Origin of the sequence: Neorhizobium sp. AL 9.2.2 (assembly GCF_013317225.1) — a bacterium.
In the GTDB taxonomy this organism is placed as follows: domain Bacteria; phylum Pseudomonadota; class Alphaproteobacteria; order Rhizobiales; family Rhizobiaceae; genus Neorhizobium; species Neorhizobium soli.
In genome coordinates this window covers 336,786-363,596 of the sequence record NZ_JAALXU010000007.1, presented here as the reverse complement: position 1 = coordinate 363,596, position 26,811 = coordinate 336,786, and the positions used below count along the sequence as shown (strand labels likewise).

The following is a 26,811-nucleotide window of genomic DNA, read 5'->3' as shown; positions in this document are numbered from 1 at the left end:
GGCAAGACCGAAGCGCGATATCATGCATCAGAAACGTCCCAACCTTCCGGCCAGCATCCTGGCATCGATCAAGGCCCGCAAGAACCGGGGCGAAGGCGTTCATTCCGTGCATGACAGAGACAGCGGCATGCTGATCGCCTCCTACAACGTGCACAAATGCGTCGGCATCGACCGCAAGTTCGATCCTGCCCGTATCGCTCACGTGATCCGCGAAATCGGCGCGGATGTGATTGCTCTTCAGGAGGCGGACAGCCGGTTTGGCGAACGTCGCGGCCTGCTTGATCTCGGCTGGATGGAGCGTGAAACGGGGCTTCTTCCGGTGCCGATCTCCGGCGTCGCCAAGGCGCATGGCTGGCACGGCAATGTGATCTTTTTCCGCGAAGGTCTCGTCCGCGACGTGCATCAGGTCAAACTGCCGGGGCTGGAGCCGCGCGGGGCACTGATCACCGAACTCGAGATGAAGGATGGCAGCACACTTCGCGTGATTGCGGCGCATCTTGGTCTTCTCAACCGGTCGCGTCAGCAGCAGGCGCGCATGCTGCTCGAGATCATCGGCTCCCGCGACGAGCATCCGACAGTGCTGATGGGCGATCTCAACGAGTGGCGGCTGGGTGACCGCTCGGCGCTCAACACACTCGCCACCGTATTCGGCCTGCCGCCGGCGGTTCCAAGCTTTCCGTCGCGCCTGCCGGTGCTGGCACTCGATCGGATCATGGCGAACCGGCCGGGCCTGATCGAGAGGGTCGTGACCCATGACACGCCGCTTGCGCGGCTCGCTTCCGACCATCTTCCAATCAAGACGGTGGTGAAACTCGGTTCAACGGCTGAAGGATAGCGGCACTTGTCGGCCGTCGGCATCTTTACGCCTGCAGCATCGGCGAATAGGTTCGGGGTCTCGCCTGTTCGTCCCCAAGGATTTCCCGATGACCGATATTGCCATGATCGAAGCCGCGCGCGGCCGTCTTTCCGGCCATGCCCGCCGCACGCCGCTTCTGTCCTCGTCATTTCTGGATGACATCGCCGGGCGGCGCATCTTCGTGAAACCCGAATGCCTGCAGCAGACCGGCTCGTTCAAGTTCCGTGGCGCGTGGTCAGCAATTTCGTATCTTCCGGCGGACGTTCGCGCGAAGGGCGTTATCGCCTTTTCGTCCGGGAACCATGCGCAGGGCGTGGCGCTGGCGGCCAGGATGCATGGCATTCCGGCCGTCATCATCATGCCCGCCGATGCGCCGCGCATCAAAATTGAAAACACGCGGGCCTACGGCGCCGAAGTGGTGCTCTACGATCGCGCCAGGGAGGATCGTGACGAGATCGGCCGGCAGCTTTCGAGCGAAAGAGGCCTGACCCTCATTAAGCCATTCGACGAACCGCTTGTCATTGCCGGGCAGGGAACGGCAGGTCTGGAAATCGCCGAACAGGCTTCGGAAGAGGGGATCACGCAGGCCAGCGTTCTGGTGCCGACCGGCGGGGGCGGTTTCATCTCCGGGATTTCGCTGGCGCTCGAAGCACGTGCACCGGGCTTTACCGTGCATCCCTGCGAACCTAAAGGCTTCGACGATGTGACCCGTTCGCTTGCGAGCGGAACGATCCAGAAGAACGCCACACAATCAGGTTCGCTCTGCGACGCGATCGTCACGCCGCAGCCTGGCACGATTACCTTTCCGATCATGTCGCGTCTCTGCGGCCCGGGCATAGTGGTGACGGAAGATGAAGCGCTGCATGCGGTGGCGCTTGCCTTCAACCGTCTGAAGATCGTCGTTGAACCGGGCGGCGCGGTTGCGCTGGCGGCAGCGCTTTTCCATGGCGAGAGCCTTGGTGAGACGGTGATTGCGGTCTGCTCAGGCGGCAATATCGACCCGGACGTGTTCCGCCTGGCGCTCGACAGGTTTGCCGCCTGAGGTCTCGTTTTAGGCCGCAGGCATAATAAACCGTTAACCGGCACGTTGGGGCGTTAAGAAAAAAGTATTTTCCAAGGAACGTGGTGCTCAGGAGAAAGTTATCTCTATAAGCTTGGTAGAGTTAAGCTAAACTACATGGGAAGAGACACAAAACCGGGAGGTTCGCATGCAGCCGATCCAGCATCATACTCGGGCATTCCCTCACCGCGCGGCGGGCGTCGTCAGCAGGTGGCAGTGGGTAGCATATGCAGGCCTTGTGACTGCCGCCTTCGTGTTCATCGGGGCAGTCACGCTCGGTATTCTCGCCTGACACGTTTCCGAAATTCAAGGTTTCAATAGCAACGAAGCCTTCCGATCCGCGCCCGGATCGGAAGGCTTATTGTTTCAGCCCTGTGTCGTCGGCAGATAGGCTTCGGCCAGTTCCACCCAGAAATTCGTCCCGATCGGCAAGGCGTCGTCGTTAAAGTCGAATTTCGGATGATGGAGCGGGGGATCGTTCTTGGTTCTTGCGGTGCCTAAGAAGAAATAGGTGCCTGGCTTCTCTGCAAGGAAATAACCGAAGTCCTCGGCGCCCATCATCGGCCGTTCGATTTCTGCAAGGTTTTCCGGGCCGACAACCTTCTTCGCCAGGTCCCTGACAAAGTCCGTCTCCGCTTTGTGGTTGACGGTCGCGTCGTAGCCGCGGGTGTATTCGATCGTCGCTGTCATGCCGTAGCTTGCCGCCTGGCCAACTGCTACACCGCGGATCCGTTCCTCCAGCTTGTCTCGCACGGCAGGGTCGAAGGACCGGATGGTGATAACCATTTCTGCCCGCTCCGGAATGACATTGCTGGCGATGCCGGCGTTGAATGCGCCGACCGTGACGACGGCCGGATCGAGTGGATGGATGTTGCGAGAAACGACAGTCTGCAGCGCCATGATGATACTGGCGCCGGCGACGATCGGGTCTGCGGCATCCTGAGGTTCGGCGCCATGGCCGCCGCGGCCGTTGACGACGATACGGCATTCGTCGACCGCCGCCATGATCGGCCCTTCTTTGACGAAGATCTTGCCAAAGGGCAGGCCTGGGTCATTGTGCAGGCCGAAGACGGCGTCGCAGGGAAAGCGATCGAACAGTCCGTCCTCCATCATCAGCCTGGCGCCGCCGAAATTTTCTTCTGCCGGCTGGAAGATCAGATTGAGTGTGCCGTCGAAGTTTTTGCGCTGTGCGAGTATCTTTGCGGCACCCAGAAGCATGGCGGTATGGCCATCGTGACCGCAGGCATGCATGACGCCCTTGTTGAGGCTTGCATAGTCCGCGCCGGTTTCTTCCTCGATCGGAAGCGCGTCGATATCGGCGCGAATGCCGACCGATCGATCGCTCGATCCGTTCTTCAGGGTCGCAACGATGCCGGTCTTGCCGAGGCCGCGGGTGACGGCGTAACCGAATTCCTCAAGCTTTGCCGCGATATAGTCCGAAGTGGTGAATTCCGAGAGGCCAAGTTCGGGATGCTGATGCAGAAAGCGGCGGGTTGCCACAACTTCGCTCATGTCGTTGGTAAACTTGATCGTCATCGTTCCATCACCCTATCTGCCTGCAAACGCGTCCAAGCTGCTCACTCGTATCGTTCACGTTTAGCAGTGCCATCATCGTTCAGGCAAATGAACAGCCTCGCATTCAGCATTTATTCAGGCTGTTGGCCCTAGAGCCGACAATGTCTTACTGCGTGAGCAGATGCGATAGCGATTGATCCACGATTTGCAATATAAGGATCGCTCTCTATCTCATGCTTCGCATCTTAGTTCGTGAAACGAAATTCATTCAGAAGTTCATCCATGTCCCCTGATATTCAGCCTTCGGCTTCTACCCGCGAAACGGAAAGCAAGCAGATCGATCATAACGATTCGATCCGCGCGACGTATTTTACGGCTGATGATCTTCGGCAATGTGGAGAAACGCTGGGTCGGCAAGGTGCAGCCGATCTGCCGGGCTTCATGAAATTCGAGTTTTTCACGCGCCACGCGGAAAACGAGAAGGAAATTCTCAGGGTCTATCGCGCCGCCGCGCAGGATGTCGATGCGGGTGCTTCGATCACGCCTGCCGCGGAATGGCTGCTCGACAACTATTACATCGTCGAGGAAGCGATCCAGGAAGTCCGCCGCGACTTCCCGAAGAAATTCTTCAAGCAGTTGCCGACCACCAAGATCGGCAGCCAGGAAATCCCGCGCGTTCTCTCGCTGGCATGGCTTTATGTGGCGCACACCCACAGCAGCATCTCGCGCGAAACGCTGGCCGAGATGGTCGAGGGTTACCAGACCGACGAGCCGCTGGAGATCGGCGAACTCTGGGCGCTGCCATCGTTCATCCGCTTCGTTCTCATTGAGAACCTGCGTCGTATCGCCAGCCGCGTTGATCGCTCGCGCAACATGCGCCGCCGCGCCAACGATGCCGCCGACGAGATCATTCGTCTGAACGACGAGACTGCCGGTGCCGAGCTCCTGAAGAGCCTCGAAGGCCTCACCGACGACAACACGTTTACCAGCCAGTTCCTCTATCGCCTGCGCAATGCCTCGCAGAATTCCGGCTTTGCCATCGAATGGCTGGAGAAGCGGCTGGTCGCGTCCGGCAAGGCTGTCGAAACCGTGATGCAGGCGGAACAGAGCCGCTTGTCGTCCGGCAACGTGACGATGGGCAACATCATCAAGAGCCTGCGCCTGATCGACGATACGGAGTGGAGCGTCTGGTTCGAAGAGGTCTCGCAGATCGACAAGATCTTCCGCGAGCACACGGATTACGAAGCGCTCGATTTCGGCTCGCGCAATGCCTTCCGCAGCCGCATCGAAAAGATCGCCCGCGTTTCCAAGCGCAGCGAAGCCGAGGTGACCCAGGCTGCCGTTGATCTTGCGATCGCGGCTAGGGCGCAAAATCCGGACGAGCGCGAAACCAATGTCGGCGCCTTCATCGTCGGGCGCCGCCGCAAGGAGCTGGAGACGGCCGTCGGCTACCAGCCGCCGCTTCTGCAGCGGGCTGTGCGCGCCTACCGCAAGCTCGGCTGGTTCGCCATCGGCGGCCCAGTCATGCTTCTCACCTTTCTGGCGCTCGCCGTTACCGGCTATTTCCTCGTGGCGGCTGCCATTCCGCTGGTGGTCGTCTTCTTCCTGCTTCTGATGTTCGCGCTGCCCGCGTCGGAAGGCGCGACCGGTCTGTTCAATACGGTCGTGACCTATTTCGTCAAACCGGCCCGGCTTGTCGGATACGAATACAAGGAAGGCATTCCCGAGGAGGCGCGCACGCTGGTCGTGGTGCCCTGCCTGATCGCCGACCGGGATACGGTCGATGAACTCGTCCGCAATCTCGAAGTCCATTATCTGGCCAACCCCAAGGGCGAGATCTATTTTGCCCTCCTCAGCGACTGGCGCGATGCCAAGTTCGAGGAACAGGAAGCTGATCTTGAAATCCTCGAATATGCCAAGCGCGAGATTGCAGCGCTGAACACCCGCTACATGGAAGAGGCGGGGACGCGCTTTTACCTCCTGCACCGCCGCCGCCTGTTCAACCCGAACGAAGGCGCCTGGATGGGTTGGGAGCGCAAGCGTGGCAAGCTGCACGAACTCAATCTTCTGCTCCGCGGCGATCGTGACACGACCTATCTCCAGGGCGCCAACATGGTGCCGGAGAATGTCCAGTATGTCATGACGCTCGATGCCGACACCCGCCTGATCCGCGATGCGGTGACCAAGCTGGTCGGCAAAATGCATCACCCGATCAACCGTCCCGTCATCGATCCTGATACGCACCAGGTCGTGCGCGGCTACGGTCTGATGCAGCCGCGCGTGACGCCGTCATTGACGACCGGCAAGGAAGCCTCTGTCTTCCAGCGCGTGTTTTCGGTCGGCCGCGGTCTCGATCCCTATGTCTTTGCGGTCTCTGATGTCTATCAGGACCTGACGGCCGAAGGCTCGTTCACGGGCAAGGGCCTCTATCACGTCGACGCGTTCGAGACGTCCCTCAAGGGCCGTATCGAAGAAAACGCCGTTCTCTCGCACGACCTTCTCGAAGGCTCGTTCTCGCGCTGCGCGCTGATCACCGATGTCGAGCTGGTCGAGGATTTCCCGGTTCGCTACGAGGTCGAGGTCTCGCGCCAGCATCGCTGGGCGCGTGGCGACTGGCAGCTCCTGCCTTACATTCTTGAAGCCAAGCGGGGCGTCAGCGCTCTTGGCCGCTGGAAGATGCTCGATAACCTGCGCCGGTCGCTGACCCCGATCGCATGGTTCTTCGCCTCCATCCTCGGCTGGTACTTCATGGATCCGCTCGGTGCGCTGATCTGGCAGATCCTGCTGATCTTCTCGCTGTTCGTGGCGCCGACCATCTCGCTTCTCACCAACCTTCTTCCGCGCTCCAGCGACAATGTCACGAGCGCCCATTTCTATTCGGTCTGGTCGGATGTGCGCTCCACCAATGCACAGGTCGCACTGCGCATTGTGTTCATCGCCGATTCCGCCTGCATCATGACCGATGCGATCGCCCGTTCGCTCTATCGCCTGCTCGTCAGCCGCAAGCTGATGCTGGAATGGAAGACCGCGGCCTCGATCCAGTCGGGCGCCCAGGGCAGCCCCACCGATTACTACCGTGCCATGTGGCATGCGCCGGCGATTGCCGTTCTCTCGGTAATCCTTGCGGCACTGCCGGGCGACAACGCGTTCCTGGTCGGCATTCCGTTCGCCATCCTGTGGATCTTCTCGCCGCTGGTTGCCTGGTATGTCAGCCAATCCGCTGAGACCGAAGACAAGCTGTTCGTGCCTGAGAACGTCTCGGTCGAGCTGCGCAAGATCGCGCGGCGGACCTGGCGCTATTTCGAAACCTTCGTCACGGCCGAGCAGAACTACCTGCCGCCTGACAACTACCAGGAAAAGCCAAATCCCTCGATCGCCAAGCGGACGTCACCGACCAATATCGGCGTCTATCTTCTGTCGATTGTCTCAGCACGGCATTTCGGCTGGATCTCGTTTACCGAAACGATCGAACGGATCGAGCAGACGCTTGCGACCGTCGAGCGTGCGGACAAGTTCCGCGGCCATATGTACAACTGGTATCACACCGATACCCTGAAGCCTCTGATGCCGCGCTATGTGTCGTCGGTCGACAGCGGCAATTTCGCGGGCCATCTGATCGCCATTTCGTCGGCCTGCCGTGTCTGGGCGGAAGCGCCTTCTGCGCATCTCCAGGGCAATCTCGATGGTCTCGGCGATGTCGTCGGCATTCTCGAAGAAACGCTGAAGTCGCTGCCGGACGATCGCAAGACCGTCCGTCCGCTGCGCCGCCGTCTTGAGGAGCGTATCATCGGCTTCTCAAACGCGCTCGCCGCCGTCAAGCGCGAGCACGAGTTTGCCTCGATCCGCATCATCAACCTGTCGGTGCTTGCCCGCGACATCCAGAAGCTGTCGCACAATCTCGATCATGAGGTGCGTTCCGCGCAGAGCGAGGAAGTGACCAAGTGGGCAGCGTCGCTGGTTGCCGTCTGCGAAGCGCATATCGGCGACAGCACGTTCGACAACGGCAATATCGAGGAACTGCGCGACCGTCTCGCCGTGTTGCGTGACCGTGCCCGCAAGATCGCCTTCGGAATGGACTTCAAGTTCCTGTTCCGCAAGGACCGCCGCCTTCTGTCGATCGGCTACCGGGTCGAAAGCAACGAGGTCGACGAGGCGTGCTACGACCTTCTCGCGTCCGAAGCGCGTCTCACCAGCCTGTTCGGGATCGCAAAGGGTGATCTGCCCACGGAACACTGGTACAAGCTTGGCCGTCACGTCGTGCCGATCGGCGCGCGCGGTGCGCTCGTCTCTTGGTCGGGTTCGATGTTCGAATACCTGATGCCGCCGCTCGTCATGCAGGAGCGTCAGGGTGGTATCCTCAACCAGACCAACAACCTGATCGTCAAGGAACAGATGAACCACGGCCGCCGTCTCGGCACGCCATGGGGCATTTCGGAAGCCGCGTTCAACGCGCTCGATCATCAGATGCACTATCAGTACACCAACTTCGGTGTGCCGACGCTGGGTCTGAAGCGCGGTCTCGGCCAGAATGCCGTTATCGCACCCTATGCCTCGATACTCGCCAGCCAGTACGATCCGATCGCGGCCGTCGAAAACCTCAACGAGTTGCGCAAGCTTGGCGCACTCGGCATCTACGGCTTCCACGATGCGGTCGACTTCACGCCGACCCGTGTGCCGGAAGGCAAGCGCTGTGCGGTCGTCTACAACTACTATGCCCACCACCATGGCATGTCGATTGCAGCCGTTGCCAACGTCGTCATGAACGGCCTGCTGCGCGAACTCTTCCATGCCGATCCTGTAATCGAGGCGGCGGAACTGCTGCTTCAGGAAAAGGCACCGCGCGACATTCCAGTGATGAGCGCCAAGCACGAGGAAAAGCCAGGTACCGGCGGCGGCGAACTGCTGCGTCCGGAAATCCGCACGGTCACCAACCCGGCCACCAAGGACCGCGAACTGGTTCTGCTCTCCAACGGCCATTACTCGCTGATGCTGACGGCGACCGGTTCCGGCTATTCGCGCTGGAACAACCTTTCGGTTTCCCGCTGGAAGGCGGATCCGACGGAAGACCGCTGGGGGCAGTTCATCTTCCTGCGCGACACGACATCCGGCGAGTGGTGGTCCACCACGGCCGAACCGCGCCGCGCCGAAGGCGAGCAGACCAAGACGGTGTTCGGTGACGAAAAGGCCGAATTCCACAAGACGGTCGGCGAACTGACCAGCACGGTCGAAGTCATCGTCGGCACCGAACACGATGCCGAAGGCCGTCGCGTGACGTTGCTCAACATGGGCGACGAGGACCGCTTCATCGAAGTGACCTCCTACATGGAGCCTGTGATTGCCGGCGACGATGGCGACAGTGGCCATCCCGTGTTCTCACGCATGTTTATCCGCACCGAGATCGGCAAGCGTGGCGACGTCATCCGCGCCTGGCGCAACAAGCGCGACCTCAGCGATCCCGACATGATCGTGGCACATCTTGCCGCCGACAATGCCGGGTCTTCGCGACCGACCGAATACGAGACCGACCGTCGCAAGTTCCTCGGCCGGGGTCGCACGCTGTCGGAAGCTGCGGCTTTCGATCCGGGTGCGTCGCTGTCCAACACCGACGGCTTCACGCTCGATCCGATCCTATCGCTGCGCCGCACGGTTCGTGTGCCCGCGGGCAAGAAGGTCAGCGTTATCTTCTGGACGATCGCTGCTCCCCGGCGCGAGGATCTCGACAAGGCGATCGAACATTATCGTCATGCCGAAACCTTCCAGAACGAACTGACCCAGGCCTGGACCCGCACGCAGGTGCAGATGCGCCATCTCGGCGTCACTTCGCAGGATGCCGCGGCCTTCCAGCATCTCGCCCGCTATCTGGTCTATCCGGACATGCAGCTTCGGGCCGATCAGCCGACGCTGAAGGCCGGCATGCAGGCACAGTCGGGGCTGTGGCCGTCGGCGGTGTCCGGCGACCTGCCGATCTTCACGCTGCGCATTAATGACGAAAACGACATGCCGGTTGCCAAGGAAGCTATCCTTGCCCAGCAGTACCTGCGCTCGCGCGGCGTTGTGTCTGATCTCGTCATCTTCAACGAGCGGGCAACCGAGGGTGCCCAGGAAGTACAGACGTCGATCGAACACATGTCTGCCCGCATGGGTCAGGAAGGTGGACGCCAGCACGTCTTCACGCTGCGCCGCGACCTGATCGAAGGTGCCGGCGCCGATGGTCTGATTGCCGCGTCCCGCGTCGTGCTTCATGCGCGCAACGGCCGCATCAGCGATCAGTTGAACCGGACCAGCACGATCTTCGCCCCGCCGAAGGATCAGGAGATCGAGGTTGATCGCCGTCCGCTGCTAAATGGCGAGATCTATTCCGCTCCCGTCGAGACCAGCGAAGGTCCGGCCGGCGTCGAATTCTGGAACGGTTTTGGCGGCTTCTCCGCTGATGGCAGCGAATATGTCGTGCGCCTCAACGGTGGTCAGTCGACGCCGCATCCGTGGATCAACGTCATCTCCAACGACAATTTCGGCTTCCACGTTTCCGCGGAAGGCGCAGGCTTTACCTGGGCGCAGAACTCGCGCGACTACCAGATGACGCCGTGGACCAACGATCTCGTCATCAACCGTCCCGGCGAAGGCTTCTACGTGGCCGATATCGACAAGGGCACCGTGGTCACGCCGTTCGCGGCTCTGTCGCGTCGTCCAGAAACCGTGTTCGAAACCCGTCACGGCCTCGGCTATTCGGTGTTCTCGACCGAGGAAGATGGCGTCAAGCTGTCGCTGACCCAGACGGTGGACCGCAACCGGTCCGCAAAGCTTTCGCATATGAAGCTTCGCAACACCGGTTCGGAAACGAAGAAGCTGCGCATCTACGGCTATGTCGAATGGCTGCTGGGCACCAATCCTGCCAAGACCTCGCCATTCATCCTGTCCAGCCGTGACGAGGCGACGGGCACGCTGTTTGCGACCAACCCGTTCAGCATCAACTTCTCGCGCTTTGCCTTCCTCGGCATGCACGAGACACCGTCGGGCTTTACGGCAAGCCGTCGGGAGTTTGTCGGCAAGTTCGGTTCGGTTCAGTTGCCGGCAGCGGTCGTTTCCGGTTCAAGCCTCAGCGGCTCGCTCGATCTCGACGGCGACCCGTGCGGAGCACTTGCCTACGACGTCGAACTGGCTCCGGGTGAAGAAACCGAAGTCACCTTCTTCCTTGGCGATGCTGCCACGAAGCAGGAGGCGGAAAGCCTTGCACTGGCGCTTCGCGGCGACCGGTTCGAGGATATCCTTGCGGAGAACCGCAGCTTCTGGAGCGGTTTCACCGGCCGCCTGAAGATTTCGACGCCGGACAAGTCGCTCGACAACATGGTCAATCACTGGCTGCCCTATCAGGCACTCGGTTGCCGCATCATGGCCCGTACCGCCTTCTACCAGGCATCGGGTGCCTTCGGCTTCCGCGACCAGTTGCAGGATACGCTCGCGTTCCTGCTGCATGAGCCGTCGCTTGCCCGCAAGCAGATCCTCAATGCGGCGTCGCGGCAGTTCCGCGAAGGCGATGTCATGCACTGGTGGCTTCCCAACACCGGCGCCGGCGTTCGCACGACGATCTCCGACGACGTGGTGTGGCTTGCCTACGCGATCCACCAGTATGTCTCGGTGACCGGCGATCTGTCGATGCTCGATGAGAAGCTGCCGTTCCTCACCGGACCGTTGCTGGAAAAGAACAAGCACGACGCCTTTATCCAGCCGGAGATCTCCAACGAGGTCGCCGATCTCTACGAACACGCAGCACGCGCGCTCGATCTCGCGGTTGAGCGGACCGGAGACCTGGATCTTCCGCTCATTCTCGGTGGCGACTGGAACGACGGGATGAACCGTGTCGGCATGGCCGGTCGTGGTCAGAGCGTCTGGCTCGGTTGGTTCCTGGCGGCTGCGCTTCGAAACTTCCTGCCCTATGCGGAAGCCCGCAAGGATCGTTCGCGTGCCGATCGTTGGAGCAAGCATATCGATACGCTGAAGGCTGCGCTGGAATCGGATGGCTGGGACGGTGCCTATTACCGCCGCGGTTATTTCGACGACGGTTCTCCGCTCGGCTCGGCCAAGAGCGACGAATGCCGCATCGATTCGCTCGGCCAGTCCTGGAGTGTGCTGTCTGGCGAAGGCAGGCCGGATCGTTCCGAGCAGGCTATGAACGCGGTCATGGACAAGCTCGTGGACGAGGATGCGGGTATCATCCGCCTCTTCACCCCGCCGTTCCAGGACACGCGCAGGGATCCGGGCTACATCAAGGCCTATCCACCCGGCGTGCGTGAAAACGGTGGCCAGTATACCCATGGTGCAATCTGGGTCGTGCTCGCGCTCGCCCGGCTGAAGCGCGGCGACGATGCCTGGAAGTGCTTCCAGATGCTCAACCCGATCAACCATGCGCTTGACCGGGATGCCGCCGAAACCTACCGCGTCGAACCTTACGTGGTTGCAGCCGACGTCTATGGTGCCGGCGACTATCAGAGCCGCGGTGGCTGGACCTGGTATACGGGTTCCGCCGGCTGGCTCTACCGCGCCGCGGTCGAAGGCATTCTCGGCATCCGCCGTGCTGGCGATACGCTGTTTGTCGATCCGGTCCTGCCGAGCGGCTGGGACGGCTTTACCGCCGAACTTACCCTTGATGGTGTCACCCACGAGATTGTGGTCAAGGACGGCAAGGCGTCGATCGGTGGCGTCGCTGTCGATCCGGTCAACGGCCTCAACCTTTCGGCGCCAGCGACCAGCGCATTGCCGGCTCCGCCCGCAGAAAGCTGATCCCACCGGACGTCGAACGTCCTGATGGTATCCCAAACAGAAACCCCGCTTCCAGCAATGGCAGCGGGGTTTTTTGTTGGTTTGTGCCCGGTGAGGAGAAGTGTCGGCCGATCCGGGGGAGGGGCGATGTCCTGCTCTGATGTCCACGTATCGTGCCAGCCGATCGGGATGCCGCTCACAATGCGCGGCATGGATCCCGGCAGGAACAGGTCGGGACCCAACCCGCGCCGCACGCACTTGGTATGGCAAGCACCTGCAAAGCCGCGTACGCAGAAGATCACGCGCAAAAGCGGTGGTCCCGCATTACCTCACAAAAAAAAGCCCGCCTCCATTTCTGGAGGCGAGGAGTCTGATGTTCGATCGGTATAAGTGGTCGAGAGCTTAGGCGTGCTCGGCGGGTACCGGGACCTTGTGGCCTTCCTCGTCCTCGTCGATGACGATGCCGCTGGCGGTGAGGAGCGACGTAAAGCGGCCGCCGCTGCGGCTCAGCTGGTCGTAGGTGCCCATTTCGGCAATCCGCCCACCCTCAAGGAAGATGACCTTGTTGGCGTCGCGGATGGTGGAGAGCCGGTGCGCGATGATGAACGTGGTGCGGTTCTGACGCAGCTTGTCGATCGCCGCCTTCACGCGCTGTTCCGTTTCCACATCGAGCGCCGAGGTTGCTTCGTCGAGAACGAGGATCGGTGCGTTTTTGAGGATCGCACGGGCGATGGCAATACGCTGGCGCTCGCCGCCCGACAGGCGGTTGCCACGCTCGCCGACCGTCGTGTCGTAGCCATTGAGACGCGTTTCGATGAATTCAGCCGCGGCTGCGGCTTCTGCCGCCCGGACGATGTCCTCCCGCGTTGCACCTTCTCGTCCCAGCTGGATGTTGTCGCTGATCGAGCGGTTAAGCAGGCCCGCGTCCTGGAACACGGTCGCGATGGAATGGCGCAGTGACTTGCGGGTGATGGTGCCGATATCGACGCCGTCGATCAGAATCTTGCCCTGCTGCGGATCATAGACCCGCTGGAGGAGATTGATCAGCGTCGTCTTGCCGGCACCGGTCGGGCCGACGATCGCAATCGTTTCCCCCGCTTGCGCGATGAACGACACGTCGTGAACGCCCTGGCTCGTGTTGGAGAAGCCGAAGGAGACGTCGCGGAACTCCACTTCGCCCCGGACCGTATCTCCCAGATCGCGTGCATCCGTCGGTTCGGCGCGCTCCTCGACGGAATCTTCCAGAACGAAGAAATCCTCGAGCTTGGCGCGGGCTTCGAAAATCTGGGTTGCGAACTGGCGCAGAAGATCGAGGCGGCCGATCAAAAGGTTGGCGAAGCCGATAAAGGCGACGACGTCACCAACGCGGATCTTGCCCTGTTGCACCAGCATAGTGCCGATCACAAGGATCACGCCCATCGAGACCGTCGACGCCGTGCGGTTGAGGCCGCCGGCCAGCGCCCACCAGTCCAGCACCGGATACTGCGCCTTCAGCAGATCCTTGGTGTAGTTCTTGAGGGCTGAAGTTTCGGCTTCGATGCGGTTGTAGCTGTGAATCACAGAGACGTTGCTTATCGAATCGCTGACATGACTGAAAACCTGGTGGTAATGGGTTTCGACCGCGGCCTGGCCTTCCTTCGTGCGCTTCATCACGGCAACGCCAATGATCCAGTAGAAGATGCTGAGGATCAGAAGCACGATGCTGAGGCGCCAGTCCATCGAGATGGCGGTCGGGATCAGCAGCAGGATTGCAACGGCGGTCGCGAGATGGGTTCGCATAAATTCCAGCCACAGACCGAACAGGCTTTCGGAGGCACGCAGCAGCGTATGCAGGGCGTTCGACGTGCCGCGCTGGTGGTGCCAGGACAGCGGCATCGAAATGATGCGTCCGAAGGCTTCCGTCAGCAGCGACGCGCGGCGCCCGTGGGCCAGACGGTCGGCCTCGCGTGCAACGAGCACGAATGCGACGGTATTGAAGACCCCGAAGCCCGCCCACAGAAGCAGAACGTTGGTGACGTCACTCTTGGAGGAGATCGCGTCGATGATTCGACCGAACAGAATCGGTTCGGCAATCGTGATGATGGCCAGAATAATGTTGGCGACGACGACCGCGGCGACCCGCCATCGGTTCTTCGTCAGATATTGCAAAGCTCGGGCGTAAACTTGGAAGAGCGTCAACGGGCGCAACTCCTATTGAAGTGCAGGCATGAAACGATTGGCAGCATAGTTATGGCAAGGACAGGGCGAATCCGAGACGAACCTAGCCGGTGAACTTCTTTTCCGAAAATAATCCAGTGAGAGCAAGGGTTCGCCCGTAGTTAGGTTACCGATGCGGTATGCTGATGCCGATCCTGATCGCTGCGTCAATCACAAGATTTCGGCATGTACGTGGTATAAATGATAACTATGTTAAGCGGGCGGTCGGGTTCTATGCCGGCGTCGGTGTTTTATAAGAATAAAGCCGATCGTCGGGGAGACGGTCTGGGGGCGAATTTGAGCATCCAATTTGTTGTGCAGTTGCTTGTATTGGTTGAAGAGGCACGAACGACGAAGGATGTGGCGAACAATCTTGCGTCACTCCTCAAAACCTACGGTTTCGAATTCTATGCAATCGTCCTGAGAAAAGGGCAAACGGATCCCGAGGGAATGACCTTGATCTCCCGCTGGCCGGACAGCTGGGTCGAGGTCTATCGCGCGCGCAAATATACGGTCATCGACCCTGTCATGCGGATGCTGAATGCGGCCCATCGCCCGTTCCGCTGGCGCGATTCGATCCTTGCCCTGAAGTCCGATCCGCATCGTTCGCGGATGGACCGGATGATGCAGGAAGCGGGCCGCCATGGTCTCGACGACGGCTACGTGTTTCCGATCCATGGACGCAACGGATTTCTCGGCAACATGATCATCGGCGGCAAACCGATCGATCTATCGCCGACCGAGATCTCACTGTTCGACACGGCCGCCAAGCGCATTTTCTGGAGACTGCTGGAGATCGCCGGCGACGCGACGGCGCTTGAGGCCTCGGCCAGACTGGATACCCAGCTCACCCGTCGCGAGATGGAAGTCATGGCGCTCCTTGCCGACGGCATGACATCGCACGAGATCGCACGTTCGCTCGACATCTCCAACCACACGGTCGACTGGTATATCAACGGCCTCCAGGAAAAGCTGAAAGCGAAGAACCGACAGCATGTGGTGGCCATGGCATTTCGCCATGGGCTGGTGACCTGAAGCGTCCTTGACGCCGGCTATCGACCAAATAGCCCTTGCCTAATGCGGGAGATGTTGATCTCTTGCGGTGCACCATTTGAGGCACCTGGGGAGGCTTGTCTTGCCGATATCGAAAATTCTCGTCGCCAATCGCTCTGAAATCGCCATCCGCGTCTTTCGCGCCGCCAACGAGCTCGGCATCAAGACGGTGGCGATCTGGGCCGAGGAAGACAAGCTCTCGCTGCACCGGTTCAAGGCGGACGAAAGCTATCAGGTCGGTCGCGGTCCCCATCTGGACAAGGATATGGGCCCGATAGAGAGCTATCTTTCGATTGAAGAGGTAATCCGGGTTGCCAAGCTTTCGGGCGCCGATGCCATTCATCCAGGCTACGGCCTCCTGTCGGAAAGCCCCGAATTCGTCGATGCCTGCGACGCGGCGGGCATCATCTTCATCGGCCCGCGTCCGGATACGATGCGCCAGCTCGGCAACAAGGTGGCGGCGCGCAATCTTGCCATTTCGGTCGGCGTGCCCGTAGTTCCTGCCACCGAACCGCTGCCTGATGATATGGATGTCGTGGCGAAGATGGCCGAGGAGATCGGTTATCCGGTCATGCTCAAGGCGTCCTGGGGCGGCGGCGGTCGCGGCATGCGTGCCATCCGCGATCCGAAGGACCTCGCCAGGGAAGTCGTCGAGGCCAAGCGCGAAGCAAAAGCGGCCTTCGGCAAGGACGAGGTCTATCTCGAAAAGCTGGTCGAGCGGGCCCGCCATGTGGAAAGCCAGATCCTTGGCGATACCCATGGCAACGTCGTGCATCTGTTCGAGCGTGACTGCTCGATCCAGCGGCGCAACCAGAAGGTCGTGGAACGCGCCCCGGCGCCTTATCTTTCCGAGGAGCAGCGGGCCGAACTCGCTGCCTATTCGCTGAAGATCGCTGGCGCCACCAATTATGTCGGCGCCGGCACGGTCGAATATCTGATGGATAGCGATACCGGCAAATTCTACTTCATCGAGGTCAATCCGCGCATCCAGGTGGAGCACACGGTGACCGAAGTCGTCACCGGCATCGATATCGTCAAGGCGCAGATCCACATCCTCGACGGCTTTGCCATCGGCACGCCGGAATCGGGCGTTCCGGCGCAGGAGAACATCCGGCTGAACGGCCATGCGCTGCAGTGCCGCATCACCACCGAGGATCCCGAGCACAATTTCATTCCGGATTACGGCCGTATCACCGCCTACCGCTCGGCGTCGGGTTTCGGCATCCGTCTCGATGGCGGAACATCATATACGGGTGCGATCATCACCCGTTTCTACGATCCGCTGCTCGTCAAGGTCACGGCCTGGGCACCGCAGCCGCTGGAAGCGATCGCCCGCATGGACCGGGCGCTGCGCGAGTTCCGCATCCGCGGCGTCGCGACGAACCTCACCTTCCTCGAAGCGATCATTACCCACCCGAAATTCCGCGACAATTCCTATACGACGCGGTTTATTGATACGACGCCCGAACTGTTCGAACAGGTGAAGCGCGCCGACCGCGCCACCAAGCTTCTGACTTATCTTGCCGACGTCACCGTCAACGGTCATCCGGAAACCAAGGGTCGTCCGGCACCGTCGGCAAAGGCCGCAAAGCCTGTTCTGCCCTATATCAACGGCGATATTCCCGCCGGTACCAAGCAGAAGCTGGATGAGCTCGGCCCGAAGAAATTCGCCGAGTGGATGCGGGGCGAAAGCCGCGCCCTCATCACCGACACGACGATGCGTGACGGCCACCAGTCGCTGCTCGCCACCCGCATGCGGACCTATGACATCGCCCGCGTGGCCGGGGTCTACGCACGGGCTCTGCCGAACCTGTTCTCGCTGGAATGCTGGGGCGGTGCCACCTTCGACGTGTCGATGCGGTTCCTGACCGAGGACCCGTGGGAGCGGCTGGCGTTGATCCGCGAGGCGGCGCCGAACATTCTCCTGCAGATGCTGCTGCGCGGCGCAAACGGCGTCGGCTACAAGAACTATCCCGACAATGTCGTCAAATACTTCGTCCAACAGGCCGCCAAGGGCGGCATCGATGTCTTCCGTGTGTTTGACTGCCTCAACTGGGTGGACAACATGCGCGTCTCGATGGATGCGGTGAACGAGGAGAACCGGCTCTGCGAAGCCGCGATCTGCTATACCGGCGATCTCTTGAATTCGGCGCGCCCGAAATACGACCTCAAATATTACGTCGCACTGGCGGAAGAGCTCGAAAAGGCCGGCGCCCATATCATCGCGCTGAAGGATATGGCGGGCCTGCTGAAGCCTGCTGCCGCCCGCGTCCTGTTCAAGGCATTGCGCGAAGCGACTTCGCTGCCGATCCATTTCCACACGCACGATACGTCGGGCATCTCGGCTGCGACCGTGCTTGCGGCTGTCGATGCCGGCGTCGACGTCGTCGATGCGGCGATGGATGCGCTGTCGGGCAACACGTCGCAGCCCTGCCTCGGTTCGATCGTCGAAGCGCTGTCGCGAACAGACCGCGATACCGGGCTTGATCCGGAATGGATCCGCAAGATCTCGTTCTACTGGGAAGCGGTGCGCGGCCAGTATGCGGCGTTCGAGAGCGATCTCAAGGGTCCGGCCTCGGAAGTCTACCTGCATGAAATGCCGGGTGGCCAGTTTACCAACCTCAAGGAACAGGCCCGTTCGCTCGGTCTCGAGAGCAAGTGGCACAAGGTCGCGCAGACCTATGCCGATGTGAACCGGATGTTCGGCGATATCGTCAAGGTCACGCCGTCGTCCAAGGTGGTGGGCGACATGGCGCTGATGATGGTCAGCCAGGATCTGAACGTGGCCGACGTTGAAAACCCGGCCAAGGACATCGCCTTCCCGGATTCGGTCGTGTCGATGCTGAAGGGCGATCTCGGCCAGCCTCCGGGCGGATGGCCGCAGGCGCTCCAGAAAAAAGCGCTGAAGGGCGATCAGCCCTATACGGACGTTCCCGGTTCGCTGCTGGCGCCGGCTGATCTCGATGCCGAGCGCAAGACGATCGAGGACAAGCTGGAGCGCAAGGTCGACGACTTCGAGTTCGCCTCGTATCTGATGTACCCGAAAGTGTTCACCGACTTCGCCCTGGCGTCGGAGACCTACGGTCCGGTCTCCGTGTTGCCGACGCATGCCTATTTCTACGGGATCGCGGATGGCGAAGAGCTGTTTGCCGATATCGAACGCGGCAAGACGCTTGTTATCGTCAACCAGGCGACGAGTGCGCCGGATGCGCAGGGCATGGTCACCGCCTTTTTCGAACTGAACGGCCAGCCGCGCCGCATCAAGGTGCCGGACCGGGCCCATGGCGGAAGCGGTTCGGCTGTGCGGGCCAAAGCGGATATCGCCAATCCCCTGCATTTGGGCGCGCCGATGCCGGGCGTCATTTCCCGCGTCTTCGTGGCGTCGGGTCAGGCGGTCAAGGCCGGTGACGTGCTTGTCTCCATCGAAGCGATGAAGATGGAAACCGCGCTGCACGCCGAAAAGGACGGCACGCTTGCCGAAGTGCTGGTCAAGGCCGGCGACCAGATCGACGCCAAGGATCTGCTCGTCGTCTACGGGTCCTGACGGGTCAAACTCTTGACGACTCAGGCGTCCGTCGGTCCGTCTGATCCGTCCGCAGGTTGAGCGAGGCGATAGCGCCTCGCCGCCAGCCGCTCGCTGGCGACGATCAGCAGTCCGGCGCAGAAGATCAGTGCGGCACCGGCGGCGACATTGCTTGCGGGAATGTCCTGCCAGATGGCGTAGCCCAGCACGAACGCCCATATCAGCGAGGAATATTCGAACGGGGCAAGCACCGAGACCGGCGCCCGTCGCATCGCCTCGAACAGCGTCGCCTGGGCGGTGCCGCCGAGAATGCCGACGAGCGCCAGAAGCGCACCGCTTTTCAGATCGACCGGCTGCCATGTCAGCACGGCCATGACGAAGGTCATCACCACGAAGAAGAAGTTGGTGAGCGTCATCTGGACAAGGGTCTTCTCGTTCATCGCCGTGTTGCGCAAGAGAACGCTGCCGATGGCCCAGAGGATTGCCGCGAGGAGCGCGAGACCGACCGGGAGCGAAAGTGTCAACCCGGCCGGATTTGCGGCAATCACCACGCCGACGAAGCCGAGGATGATCGCCACCCAGCGGACCGCGGGCACCTTTTCGCGCAGAACCGGAATAGCAAGCAGGGTGGCGACGATCGGATTGGCGTAATAGATCGTCGTCAGTTCGGCCAATTGCAGGGACTTGGCTGCGGTGTAGAAAGAAACCCATGCGGCGAGAAGGATCACGCTGCGCACCATCATCGGCCGCACGATCGGCGAGCGGACAACGCGCGGGATGAAACCGCGTCCCCCGATGACGAGGCAGGCGATCAGAACCGTCAGGCTTCGGAAGAAAATGATCTGCCAGACGCCGACATCGACCACCAGCAGCTTGATCACCGCATCATGAAGCGTGAACACGAAGTAGGAGGTACTGACGAGAAGAATGCCGCTGCCGATGCTGGATTTCAAGAAAGTCACACGCCGGATACCGACGCCTCATATCATTGCATATCCGAATGCTTAAGGCGTTCTGCAGCGATTGCAATCAGCTTCGTCGCGCTCCATCCGTCGTTGCTAAGGGGTGACAAGCGTGAACCGGAGACATAAATCGTGAAACTCATGCTGAGCGCGGAAGATTGCAATCTAAATCGATTTAAATAAATCTCAGCGCCTGGAGGAAGCAACCTGATGAACGATTTGTCTTCGCCGGCGGAAGCCAAGACCCGACGTGCTTTCATCACACCGGAGCGGATCGGCGTATCGCTGCTGTTTCTGATGAACGGCTTCATGATCGGTGCCTGGGCGCCAAAGATCCCGGAATTTGCGGCACGTCTGGAGCTGAGCGAAAAGTCGCTCGGCGTGATGATCCTGATTTTCGGGTTAGGCTCCATCGTGATGATGCCGATCGCCGGCAGCCAGATCGCAAGGTTCGGATCGAGCATTGTCTCCAAGGTCACCGCGGTCCTGCTGACGCCGACGCTTCTTCTGCTGTCGCTGATTGGCAGCATCTGGAGCGGAGCGGTTGCGTTGTTTCTGTTCGGCGGCCTGATCGGCGCGATGGATGTGGCAATGAATGCCAATGCCGTTGCGACTGAGAAAGGCATGCGCCGCGCGATCATGTCATCCTGCCACGCGTTCTGGAGCCTCGGCGGCCTGCTCGGCGCCTCGACCGGTGGCTTTCTTCTTGAACGGATCGGCGTTCTTCCGCATGCGCTTTTCGTAACCGTCGTCGCCGCTGTCATGATCGCCGTCGCCTGGAAAATGGTGCTTCAGGATGCGCCGCATCCGGAGGAGAGGGCGGCCGGTGCCGGACGCCGCCTGCCGTCGTCACCGCTTCCCTGGCTGCTCGGAATCATGGCGCTGTTCTGCATGATCCCCGAGGGATCCATTCTTGATTGGGGCGCTCTCTACATGCGCAACGAGCTTTCGGCGTCGCTGACACTGTCCGGCTTTGCGTTTGCGGCTTTCTCGTTCACGATGGCGGCAATGCGTTTTGCAGGCGATCTCATCCGCGACCGGTTCGGTGCCGTCAATACGCTTCGGGTCTGCGGCGTCATCGCCATGCTGGGCATGCTGACGATCGGTTTTGCGACCAGTTCGACGATGGCCATTGCAGGCTTTGCTCTCGCCGGCATCGGCATTTCCAACATCGTGCCGATCCTGTTTTCCGCGGCCGGCAATCTGCCGGGCATGGCGGCGGGCGTCAGTTTGTCCGTGGTCACCACCATGGGCTATTCCGGAATTCTCGTTGCACCTTCGGCAATCGGCTTTATCGCTGAGCATACGGGACTTGGCAGCATTTTCGCGGGATTGTCGGTGCTGATCCTGGTGACGCTGCTTCTCTCAAGCCTTGCCCGGCACGCGGACGGAGCGCATCACTGACCCAACTATTCATGGCCGCTGGTTGACAAGCCGGCGGTCATACGCCACCTGAAAGACGGTTTATGCCCCCAGTTAGCCCCAGGGCAAAGGCAACGAGACGATCCCATGAACGCACCGATTGACTATAATCCGAAGCCCCGCCGCGCCACGGTTGCCGTCGATGTCGGCGGTGTGATCGTCGGTGGTGGTGCGCCCGTCGTCGTCCAGTCGATGACCAATACCGATACGGCGGATGTGGATGCGACCGTCGCCCAGGTCGCCGCGCTCTACAAGGCTGGCTCCGAGATCGTCCGCATCACCGTCGATCGCGACGAGAGCGCTGCCGCCGTGCCGAAGGTGCGCGAGCGTCTACTGCGCCTTGGCCTCGACGTGCCGCTGATCGGCGATTTCCATTATATCGGCCACAAGCTTCTGGCCGATCATCCGGCCTGCGCCGAAGCGCTCGCAAAATACCGCATCAACCCGGGCAATGTCGGCTTCAAGGACAAGAAGGACAAGCAGTTCGGCGACATCATCGAGATGGCGATCCGTTACGACAAGCCTGTCCGCATCGGCGTCAACTGGGGTTCGCTTGACCAGGACCTGCTGACGACGCTGATGGACCGCAATTCCGAAGCCGGTTCGCCGCTGTCTGCACGCCAGGTGATGCACGAGGCGATCGTCCAGTCGGCCCTGATTTCGGCCGAGCTTGCTGAAAACATCGGCCTGCCGCGCAACCGGATCATTCTCTCCGCAAAGGTCAGCCAGGTGCAGGATCTCATCGCCTGCTATTCGATGCTGGCCGAGCGCTCCAACCATGCGCTGCATCTTGGCCTCACCGAGGCGGGCATGGGCACCAAGGGCATCGTCGCCTCGTCGGCTGCCATGGGTTATGTCCTGCAGCACGGGATCGGCGATACGATCCGTGTCTCGCTGACGCCGGAACCGAACGGTGACCGCACCCGCGAAGTGCAGGTTGCGCAGGAAATCCTGCAGGTCATGGGGTTCCGCCAGTTCATTCCGGTGGTCGCCGCTTGTCCCGGTTGCGGGCGCACCACGTCGACGGTGTTCCAGGAGCTGGCTCAGAACATCCAGAACGATATCCGCAAGAACATGCCGATCTGGCGCGAAAAGTATCCGGGCGTCGAGGCTCTGAACGTCGCCGTCATGGGCTGCATCGTCAACGGCCCCGGCGAAAGCAAGCATGCCGATATCGGCATCTCGCTGCCCGGCACTGGCGAGACGCCTGCCGCCCCGATCTTTATCGACGGTCAGAAGGCGATGACGCTGCGCGGCCCCAATATCGCTCAGGATTTCGAAAAGCTGGTGATCGATTACATCGAGAACCGCTTCGGCCAGAAAACCGCCGCCGAGTAAGCGTCATTCCCGGATAGGGATAATTCCTTATCCCGGCTGCCGCGGCCTCTCCTCGCTATTGCCGTATTTCATGGTAAATGAGGGGTACTACGGACGACGGGGAAACTGATTCATATGTTGAAAAAAATTGCTATCGTCGCAGCTTGCGCGACGTATCTCTCTGCCTGCACGACGACCGATCCCTATACGGGTCAGCAGAAAATGTCGAACACGGCTGGTGGCGCTGCCATCGGTGCCGGTCTCGGCGCGGTCGGCGGTCTGTTGATCGGCGGCGGCAACAAGGGCCGCAATGCGCTGATCGGCGCTGCGATCGGTGGCCTCGCCGGTGGCGCCATCGGCAATTACATGGACCGCCAGGAAGCCGAACTGCGCCAGCAGCTGCAGGGAACCGGCGTATCGGTGACCCGCAACGGCGACCGCATCATTCTAAACATGCCGTCGAACATCACCTTTGCCACCGATCAGGACCAGGTGATCCCGCCGTTCTATGCCACGCTCGATTCGGTTGCGATCGTACTCAACAAGTTCGGCAAGACCTATATCGACGTCAACGGTCACACGGATTCGACCGGCAGCCTGCAGCACAACCAGGCGCTTTCGGAACGCCGTGCCGTCTCGGTCGCCAACTATCTCGGTGGTCGCGGCGTCGATCAGCGCCGTGTCTCGACCATGGGCTACGGCCCGTCGCAGCCGGTCGCCTCCAACGCCTCGCCGGATGGTCGCGCCCAGAACCGCCGCGTCGAAGTCGCGATCGCGCCGATCGAGCAGGGCTGAGTTCGCTCAGATATCGACGAGCCGGTCATATCCGGCTCGTCAGCAGTTTCACGCCGGCAATGCTGTAGAAGACGGCCATGGTGCCTTCGATCCAGCGCCGTGCGGCCTTGTAGCCGCGAAGCGCGTGGCGGGTCGAAAACAGAACCGCATATCCGGTGAAGATGACCAGGCTCGAGGTCGAGCAGATGCCGACGATCAGCAGGATCGCCGAAGGCGGTGCATCCGCGGGCAGGCCGAGCGAGATGATCGCCAGCCAGCCGAAGATCGCCTTCGGATTGGTGACGTGGATGGCATAGCCGCGCAGCCAGAGTTGTCTTGCCGTATAGGACGTCCTGATCTCGCTCGATGCGGTCTCGATATCCGGCGTCCGCGCCGAGCGGTACGCCTTCCAGGCCAGATAGATCAGATAGAGCCCGCCGAGAATTTTCATGATCTCGAGCGCGATCGCGTAGGTGCGCAGGATGGCGGCAAGCCCGAGTGCTGCAGCGCAGGCCCAGGTCAGCGAGCCGCAGAAGACGCCGAGCGCAAGAATCACTCCGTTTCGACGGCCATGCGAAATCGCCATCCCGATAATGGCGAAATTGGCAGGTCCGGGGCTGAGGACGGCAATGAGATAGGCGAGATAGGCTGGCCAGATATAGGGCAGGTAGGCGAATACATCCGGCATGCTTTACTCCTCGGGGTTGATCCGGGAGGCTTGCCTTTGTCCCGTCTCGTCAGTTCTGGCGGCTGGCGATAAAGCGCGCCGTCTGCTGCAGAATAAATGCCTTTTCGCCGTAGGGCGCAAGCAGGTCAACGGCCTCGGCAGTCAGCGTATCGAGCTTCTCTTCCGCCCATTCTGTGCCATGCAGGGCAACCAGCGTGCCCTTGCCGCGGGCGGCGTCCTTGCCGGTCGCCTTGCCCATGGTCTCCGCATCGGAGGTGATGTCGAGAAGATCATCGGCGAGCTGGAAAGCAAGCCCGATGACCTGGCCGAATTTTCTGAGGCGCTGACGATGTTCCTGATCTGCGCCCGCGATGATCGCACCTGCCTCGCAGGCGAAACGGATCAGTGCGCCGGTCTTCATCGCCTGAAGCGTGGTAATCCCTGCCTCGTCCGGTGCTGATTTTTCCGCAGCCAGATCGAGCGCCTGGCCACCCACCATGCCGCCGGAACCGGCGGCGCGGGCAAGGGCCAGAACAAGTTCCGTCTTTGCCCGGTCCGGCAGGGCTGTTTCAGGCGCTGCGATGATGTCGAAGGCGTAGGTCAGCAGGCTGTCGCCGGCAAGGATCGCGGTCGCCTCGTCGAATGCCCTGTGGACCGTCGGCTGACCACGGCGAAGGTCGTCGTCGTCCATGGCCGGCAGGTCGTCGTGGATCAGCGAATAACAGTGGAGACATTCGAGAGCCGCGCCGACGCGCAGGGCAGCCAGTTCGTTGCCACCAAGAAGAAGCGCGCTTTCGCGCAGCAGGAACGGTCGCAGGCGCTTTCCGCCATTGAGCGAACCATGGCGCATCGCCGCCATCAGATGGGCCGGGCGCGTGACTTCGTCGGGCAACGTTTGATCCGAAAGAAGCGACACAAGCAGCGCCTCGGTGGCGACTGCGCTGTCTTTCAACCGGCTTTCGAATGCAGGATCGGTCGTGTTCATGCCGGGCTGTTTGGCATGAGGCGACGATACAGGCAATGTCGATTTACCAGCATTGCCGAAGTTTCAGCCGGTGGACTGGCCTTCGAAAGCGCCACCGGCTATGAAACTTTAAACGGGCGGGTAGAAGCACCTTGGATATCGCACCTGAACAGCATGCCGAAGAAGACGAACCCGTGAGGCCCGCACGACGGTTTCGCCTGCCTAACACCACGTGGCTCCGGCGCGTCATCCTGTTCGTCATTGCGCTGGTGGTGCTGCCCTATCTTCTCATCCCGGTCTATGCGCTGCCATTCACGCGGCCGGTGTCCACCCTCATGCTGTCGGAACTGTTTCTTCTGCGCGGGTATGACCGCCAGTGGGTTAATATCGAGGACATCTCGCCCAATCTCGTGCGGGCCGTGATGATGTCGGAGGACGGCCAGTTCTGTTTCCACGGCGGCGTCGACTGGCGCCAGATGCGCGGCGTCGTGCAGGATGCACTGGACGGCGAGGCAACGCGTGGCGCGAGCACCATTCCGATGCAGACGGCCAAAAACTTGTTTTTATGGAACGGCCGCTCCTTCATCCGTAAAGGGCTGGAACTGCCGCTGGCGCTGGCTGAGGATTTCATTTGGCCGAAATGGCGGTTGATGGAAATCTATCTCAACGTCGCAGAATGGGGACCTGGTATCTACGGGGCTGAAGCGGCGGCGCAGTATCATTTCAAGGTGCCAGCCGCCAAGCTGAGTGCCCGTCAGGCCGCGTTGCTCGCCGTCGCACTTCCCAATCCGCATACGCGGGTCGCCAGCAAGCCCGGCCGCGGAATGCAGCGGCTGGCGGGTGTCGTGGAACGGCGCGCCCGCGCATCCAGCGATTACATCAAATGCATTTATGGGTGACGTCAAAACTAAGCGTTAAACGTCCCTCATGTCATCTGTCAGTATCGACGCTGGCGTAAGAGCGCGTCGAGCACGCTTTGTGAGTGCGTTTACGCAGAAAGTGGACCGCCGATGGATGCCAGACTGATTTCGCCCGATCTCCTCAAATACTCGGCGACGCACAATCCAAAACCGCCGCCGCGGCTCGGAACGCGTTACGGACGGCGAGGCGGCTTTCTGCCCGAGCCCGGCAACACGATCGTCTGCCATCTGGAAAAAGGATCGGCAACGCAGGCGCTGCTTGTGTCGGCACGCGCGCGCTATCTCGAGATGCCGGAAGCTGAGCGTTTTCTTTTCACGCCGATCACCAGCCTGCACATGACGCTGTTCCAGGGTGTCATCGAGCATCGCCGCAAGCCTCGCTTCTGGCCGGACGATATGCCGCTCGAAACGCCGATCGAGGACATGACGGAAATCATGGCGGCTCGGCTCGAAGGTTTCTCGACGCTGGATCCGTTCCAGGTCACCGTGAAAAGCGCCAAGCCGTCGGGTCTCGTGGTCGAGGGGAGGTCCGAGAATGATTGCAGGGCGATGAAGGCCTGGCGCGATGCGCTGGCGCGGCTCCTCGGTTATCGCCATCCGGATCACGACGACTATGCGTTTCACATTACCTTTGCCTATGTGATCGAGCGCCTGTCGGATGCAGCGCTGCCGGCCTGGCAGGCGATGCTCGACGAGGTGACTGCTGAGATCAAGCGCGCGGTTCCTGTTCTGGAATTGCGGCCGCCGGCATTCTGCTCGTTCGAGGACATGAACCATTTCCACGAACTGATGATTTTCGATTCCGAGACCTGATGGAAATTGCGC

The 26,811-nt window shown here is 60.9% G+C and carries 15 protein-coding genes; 10 read left to right on the top strand and 5 right to left on the bottom strand.

Going from position 1 to position 26,811, the window contains the following annotated elements:
• Nucleotides 1–22: 22 nt before the first annotated feature.
• Together G6K99_RS16640 and G6K99_RS16635 are read left to right on the top strand one after the other, a co-directional pair.
• Nucleotides 23–835, top strand: a complete 813-nt coding sequence (locus G6K99_RS16640; protein WP_062462152.1) for an endonuclease/exonuclease/phosphatase family protein — start codon at nt 23–25, stop codon at nt 833–835.
• Between the two features lie 88 nt (nt 836–923).
• Nucleotides 924–1,898, top strand: a complete 975-nt coding sequence (locus G6K99_RS16635; protein ID WP_174197194.1) for a threonine/serine dehydratase — start codon at nt 924–926, stop codon at nt 1,896–1,898.
• A gap of 384 nt (nt 1,899–2,282) precedes the next feature.
• Here the strand turns inward: G6K99_RS16635 and G6K99_RS16630 are convergent, their stop codons facing one another.
• Nucleotides 2,283–3,452, bottom strand: a complete 1,170-nt coding sequence (locus G6K99_RS16630) for a M20 aminoacylase family protein (RefSeq protein ID WP_244631498.1) — start codon at nt 3,450–3,452, stop codon at nt 2,283–2,285.
• Between the two features lie 261 nt (nt 3,453–3,713).
• Between G6K99_RS16630 and G6K99_RS16625 the strand changes: the two genes are divergently transcribed.
• A complete protein-coding gene (locus tag G6K99_RS16625; RefSeq protein ID WP_174197193.1) occupies nt 3,714–12,209 on the top strand; it encodes a GH36-type glycosyl hydrolase domain-containing protein in 8,496 nt (2,831 codons plus the stop codon).
• A 381-nt stretch (nt 12,210–12,590) separates the two neighbouring features.
• Here G6K99_RS16625 and G6K99_RS16620 read toward each other — a convergent pair whose 3' ends face one another.
• Nucleotides 12,591–14,366, bottom strand: a complete 1,776-nt coding sequence (locus tag G6K99_RS16620) for a glucan ABC transporter ATP-binding protein/ permease (RefSeq protein WP_174197192.1) — start codon at nt 14,364–14,366, stop codon at nt 12,591–12,593.
• 315 nt (nt 14,367–14,681) lie between these two features.
• On the opposite strand from G6K99_RS16620, the gene G6K99_RS16615 reads away from it, so the two are divergent.
• Together G6K99_RS16615 and pyc are read left to right on the top strand one after the other, a co-directional pair.
• Nucleotides 14,682–15,419 carry a LuxR family transcriptional regulator gene (locus G6K99_RS16615; RefSeq protein ID WP_113165649.1) on the top strand — a complete coding sequence of 246 codons (738 nt, stop codon included), beginning with the start codon at nt 14,682–14,684 and terminating at the stop codon, nt 15,417–15,419.
• Nucleotides 15,420–15,519: 100 nt separating this feature from the next.
• Entirely contained in the window at nt 15,520–18,981 is a 3,462-nt protein-coding gene (pyc, locus tag G6K99_RS16610; protein ID WP_174197191.1) for a pyruvate carboxylase, read from the top strand.
• A gap of 20 nt (nt 18,982–19,001) precedes the next feature.
• Here the strand turns inward: pyc and G6K99_RS16605 are convergent, their stop codons facing one another.
• A complete protein-coding gene (locus G6K99_RS16605) occupies nt 19,002–19,913 on the bottom strand; it encodes a DMT family transporter (protein WP_174197190.1) in 912 nt (303 codons plus the stop codon).
• Between the two features lie 219 nt (nt 19,914–20,132).
• On the opposite strand from G6K99_RS16605, the gene G6K99_RS16600 reads away from it, so the two are divergent.
• From G6K99_RS16600 to G6K99_RS16590, 3 genes are all read left to right on the top strand, one after another.
• A complete protein-coding gene (locus tag G6K99_RS16600; RefSeq protein ID WP_174197189.1) occupies nt 20,133–21,326 on the top strand; it encodes an MFS transporter in 1,194 nt (397 codons plus the stop codon).
• 105 nt (nt 21,327–21,431) lie between these two features.
• A complete protein-coding gene (ispG, locus tag G6K99_RS16595; protein WP_062462173.1) occupies nt 21,432–22,682 on the top strand; it encodes a flavodoxin-dependent (E)-4-hydroxy-3-methylbut-2-enyl-diphosphate synthase in 1,251 nt (416 codons plus the stop codon).
• Between the two features lie 114 nt (nt 22,683–22,796).
• Nucleotides 22,797–23,456, top strand: a complete 660-nt coding sequence (locus G6K99_RS16590; RefSeq protein ID WP_062462176.1) for an OmpA family protein — start codon at nt 22,797–22,799, stop codon at nt 23,454–23,456.
• Between the two features lie 25 nt (nt 23,457–23,481).
• Here G6K99_RS16590 and G6K99_RS16585 read toward each other — a convergent pair whose 3' ends face one another.
• Together G6K99_RS16585 and G6K99_RS16580 are read right to left on the bottom strand one after the other, a co-directional pair.
• On the bottom strand, nt 23,482–24,123 hold the full coding sequence (locus tag G6K99_RS16585) for a LysE family translocator (protein WP_174197188.1): 642 nt from the start codon (nt 24,121–24,123) through the stop codon (nt 23,482–23,484).
• A gap of 49 nt (nt 24,124–24,172) precedes the next feature.
• The gene (locus G6K99_RS16580) at nt 24,173–25,087 is read right to left on the bottom strand and encodes a polyprenyl synthetase family protein (RefSeq protein ID WP_174197187.1); all 915 of its coding nucleotides are present in this window, start codon (nt 25,085–25,087) and stop codon (nt 24,173–24,175) included.
• A gap of 131 nt (nt 25,088–25,218) precedes the next feature.
• On the opposite strand from G6K99_RS16580, the gene mtgA reads away from it, so the two are divergent.
• A complete protein-coding gene (gene mtgA, locus G6K99_RS16575) occupies nt 25,219–25,965 on the top strand; it encodes a monofunctional biosynthetic peptidoglycan transglycosylase (RefSeq protein ID WP_174197186.1) in 747 nt (248 codons plus the stop codon).
• 111 nt (nt 25,966–26,076) lie between these two features.
• The gene (locus tag G6K99_RS16570) at nt 26,077–26,799 is read left to right on the top strand and encodes a DUF1868 domain-containing protein (RefSeq protein WP_092659218.1); all 723 of its coding nucleotides are present in this window, start codon (nt 26,077–26,079) and stop codon (nt 26,797–26,799) included.
• Nucleotides 26,800–26,811: the final 12 nt, after the last annotated feature.

Excerpts from the sequence above, each read along its gene's own strand:
- G6K99_RS16640 (WP_062462152.1), top strand. The coding sequence starts at position 23 with ATGCATCAGAAACGTCCCAACCTTCCGGCCAGCATCCTGGCATCGATC.
- G6K99_RS16630 (WP_244631498.1), bottom strand. The coding sequence starts at position 3,452 with ATGACGATCAAGTTTACCAACGACATGAGCGAAGTTGTGGCAACCCGC.
- G6K99_RS16635 (WP_174197194.1), top strand. The coding sequence starts at position 924 with ATGACCGATATTGCCATGATCGAAGCCGCGCGCGGCCGTCTTTCCGGC.
- G6K99_RS16585 (WP_174197188.1), bottom strand. The coding sequence starts at position 24,123 with ATGCCGGATGTATTCGCCTACCTGCCCTATATCTGGCCAGCCTATCTC.
- G6K99_RS16590 (WP_062462176.1), top strand. The coding sequence starts at position 22,797 with ATGTTGAAAAAAATTGCTATCGTCGCAGCTTGCGCGACGTATCTCTCT.
- G6K99_RS16580 (WP_174197187.1), bottom strand. The coding sequence starts at position 25,087 with ATGAACACGACCGATCCTGCATTCGAAAGCCGGTTGAAAGACAGCGCA.
- G6K99_RS16570 (WP_092659218.1), top strand. The coding sequence starts at position 26,077 with ATGGATGCCAGACTGATTTCGCCCGATCTCCTCAAATACTCGGCGACG.
- G6K99_RS16625 (WP_174197193.1), top strand. The coding sequence starts at position 3,714 with ATGTCCCCTGATATTCAGCCTTCGGCTTCTACCCGCGAAACGGAAAGC.
- ispG (WP_062462173.1), top strand. The coding sequence starts at position 21,432 with ATGAACGCACCGATTGACTATAATCCGAAGCCCCGCCGCGCCACGGTT.
- G6K99_RS16600 (WP_174197189.1), top strand. The coding sequence starts at position 20,133 with ATGAACGATTTGTCTTCGCCGGCGGAAGCCAAGACCCGACGTGCTTTC.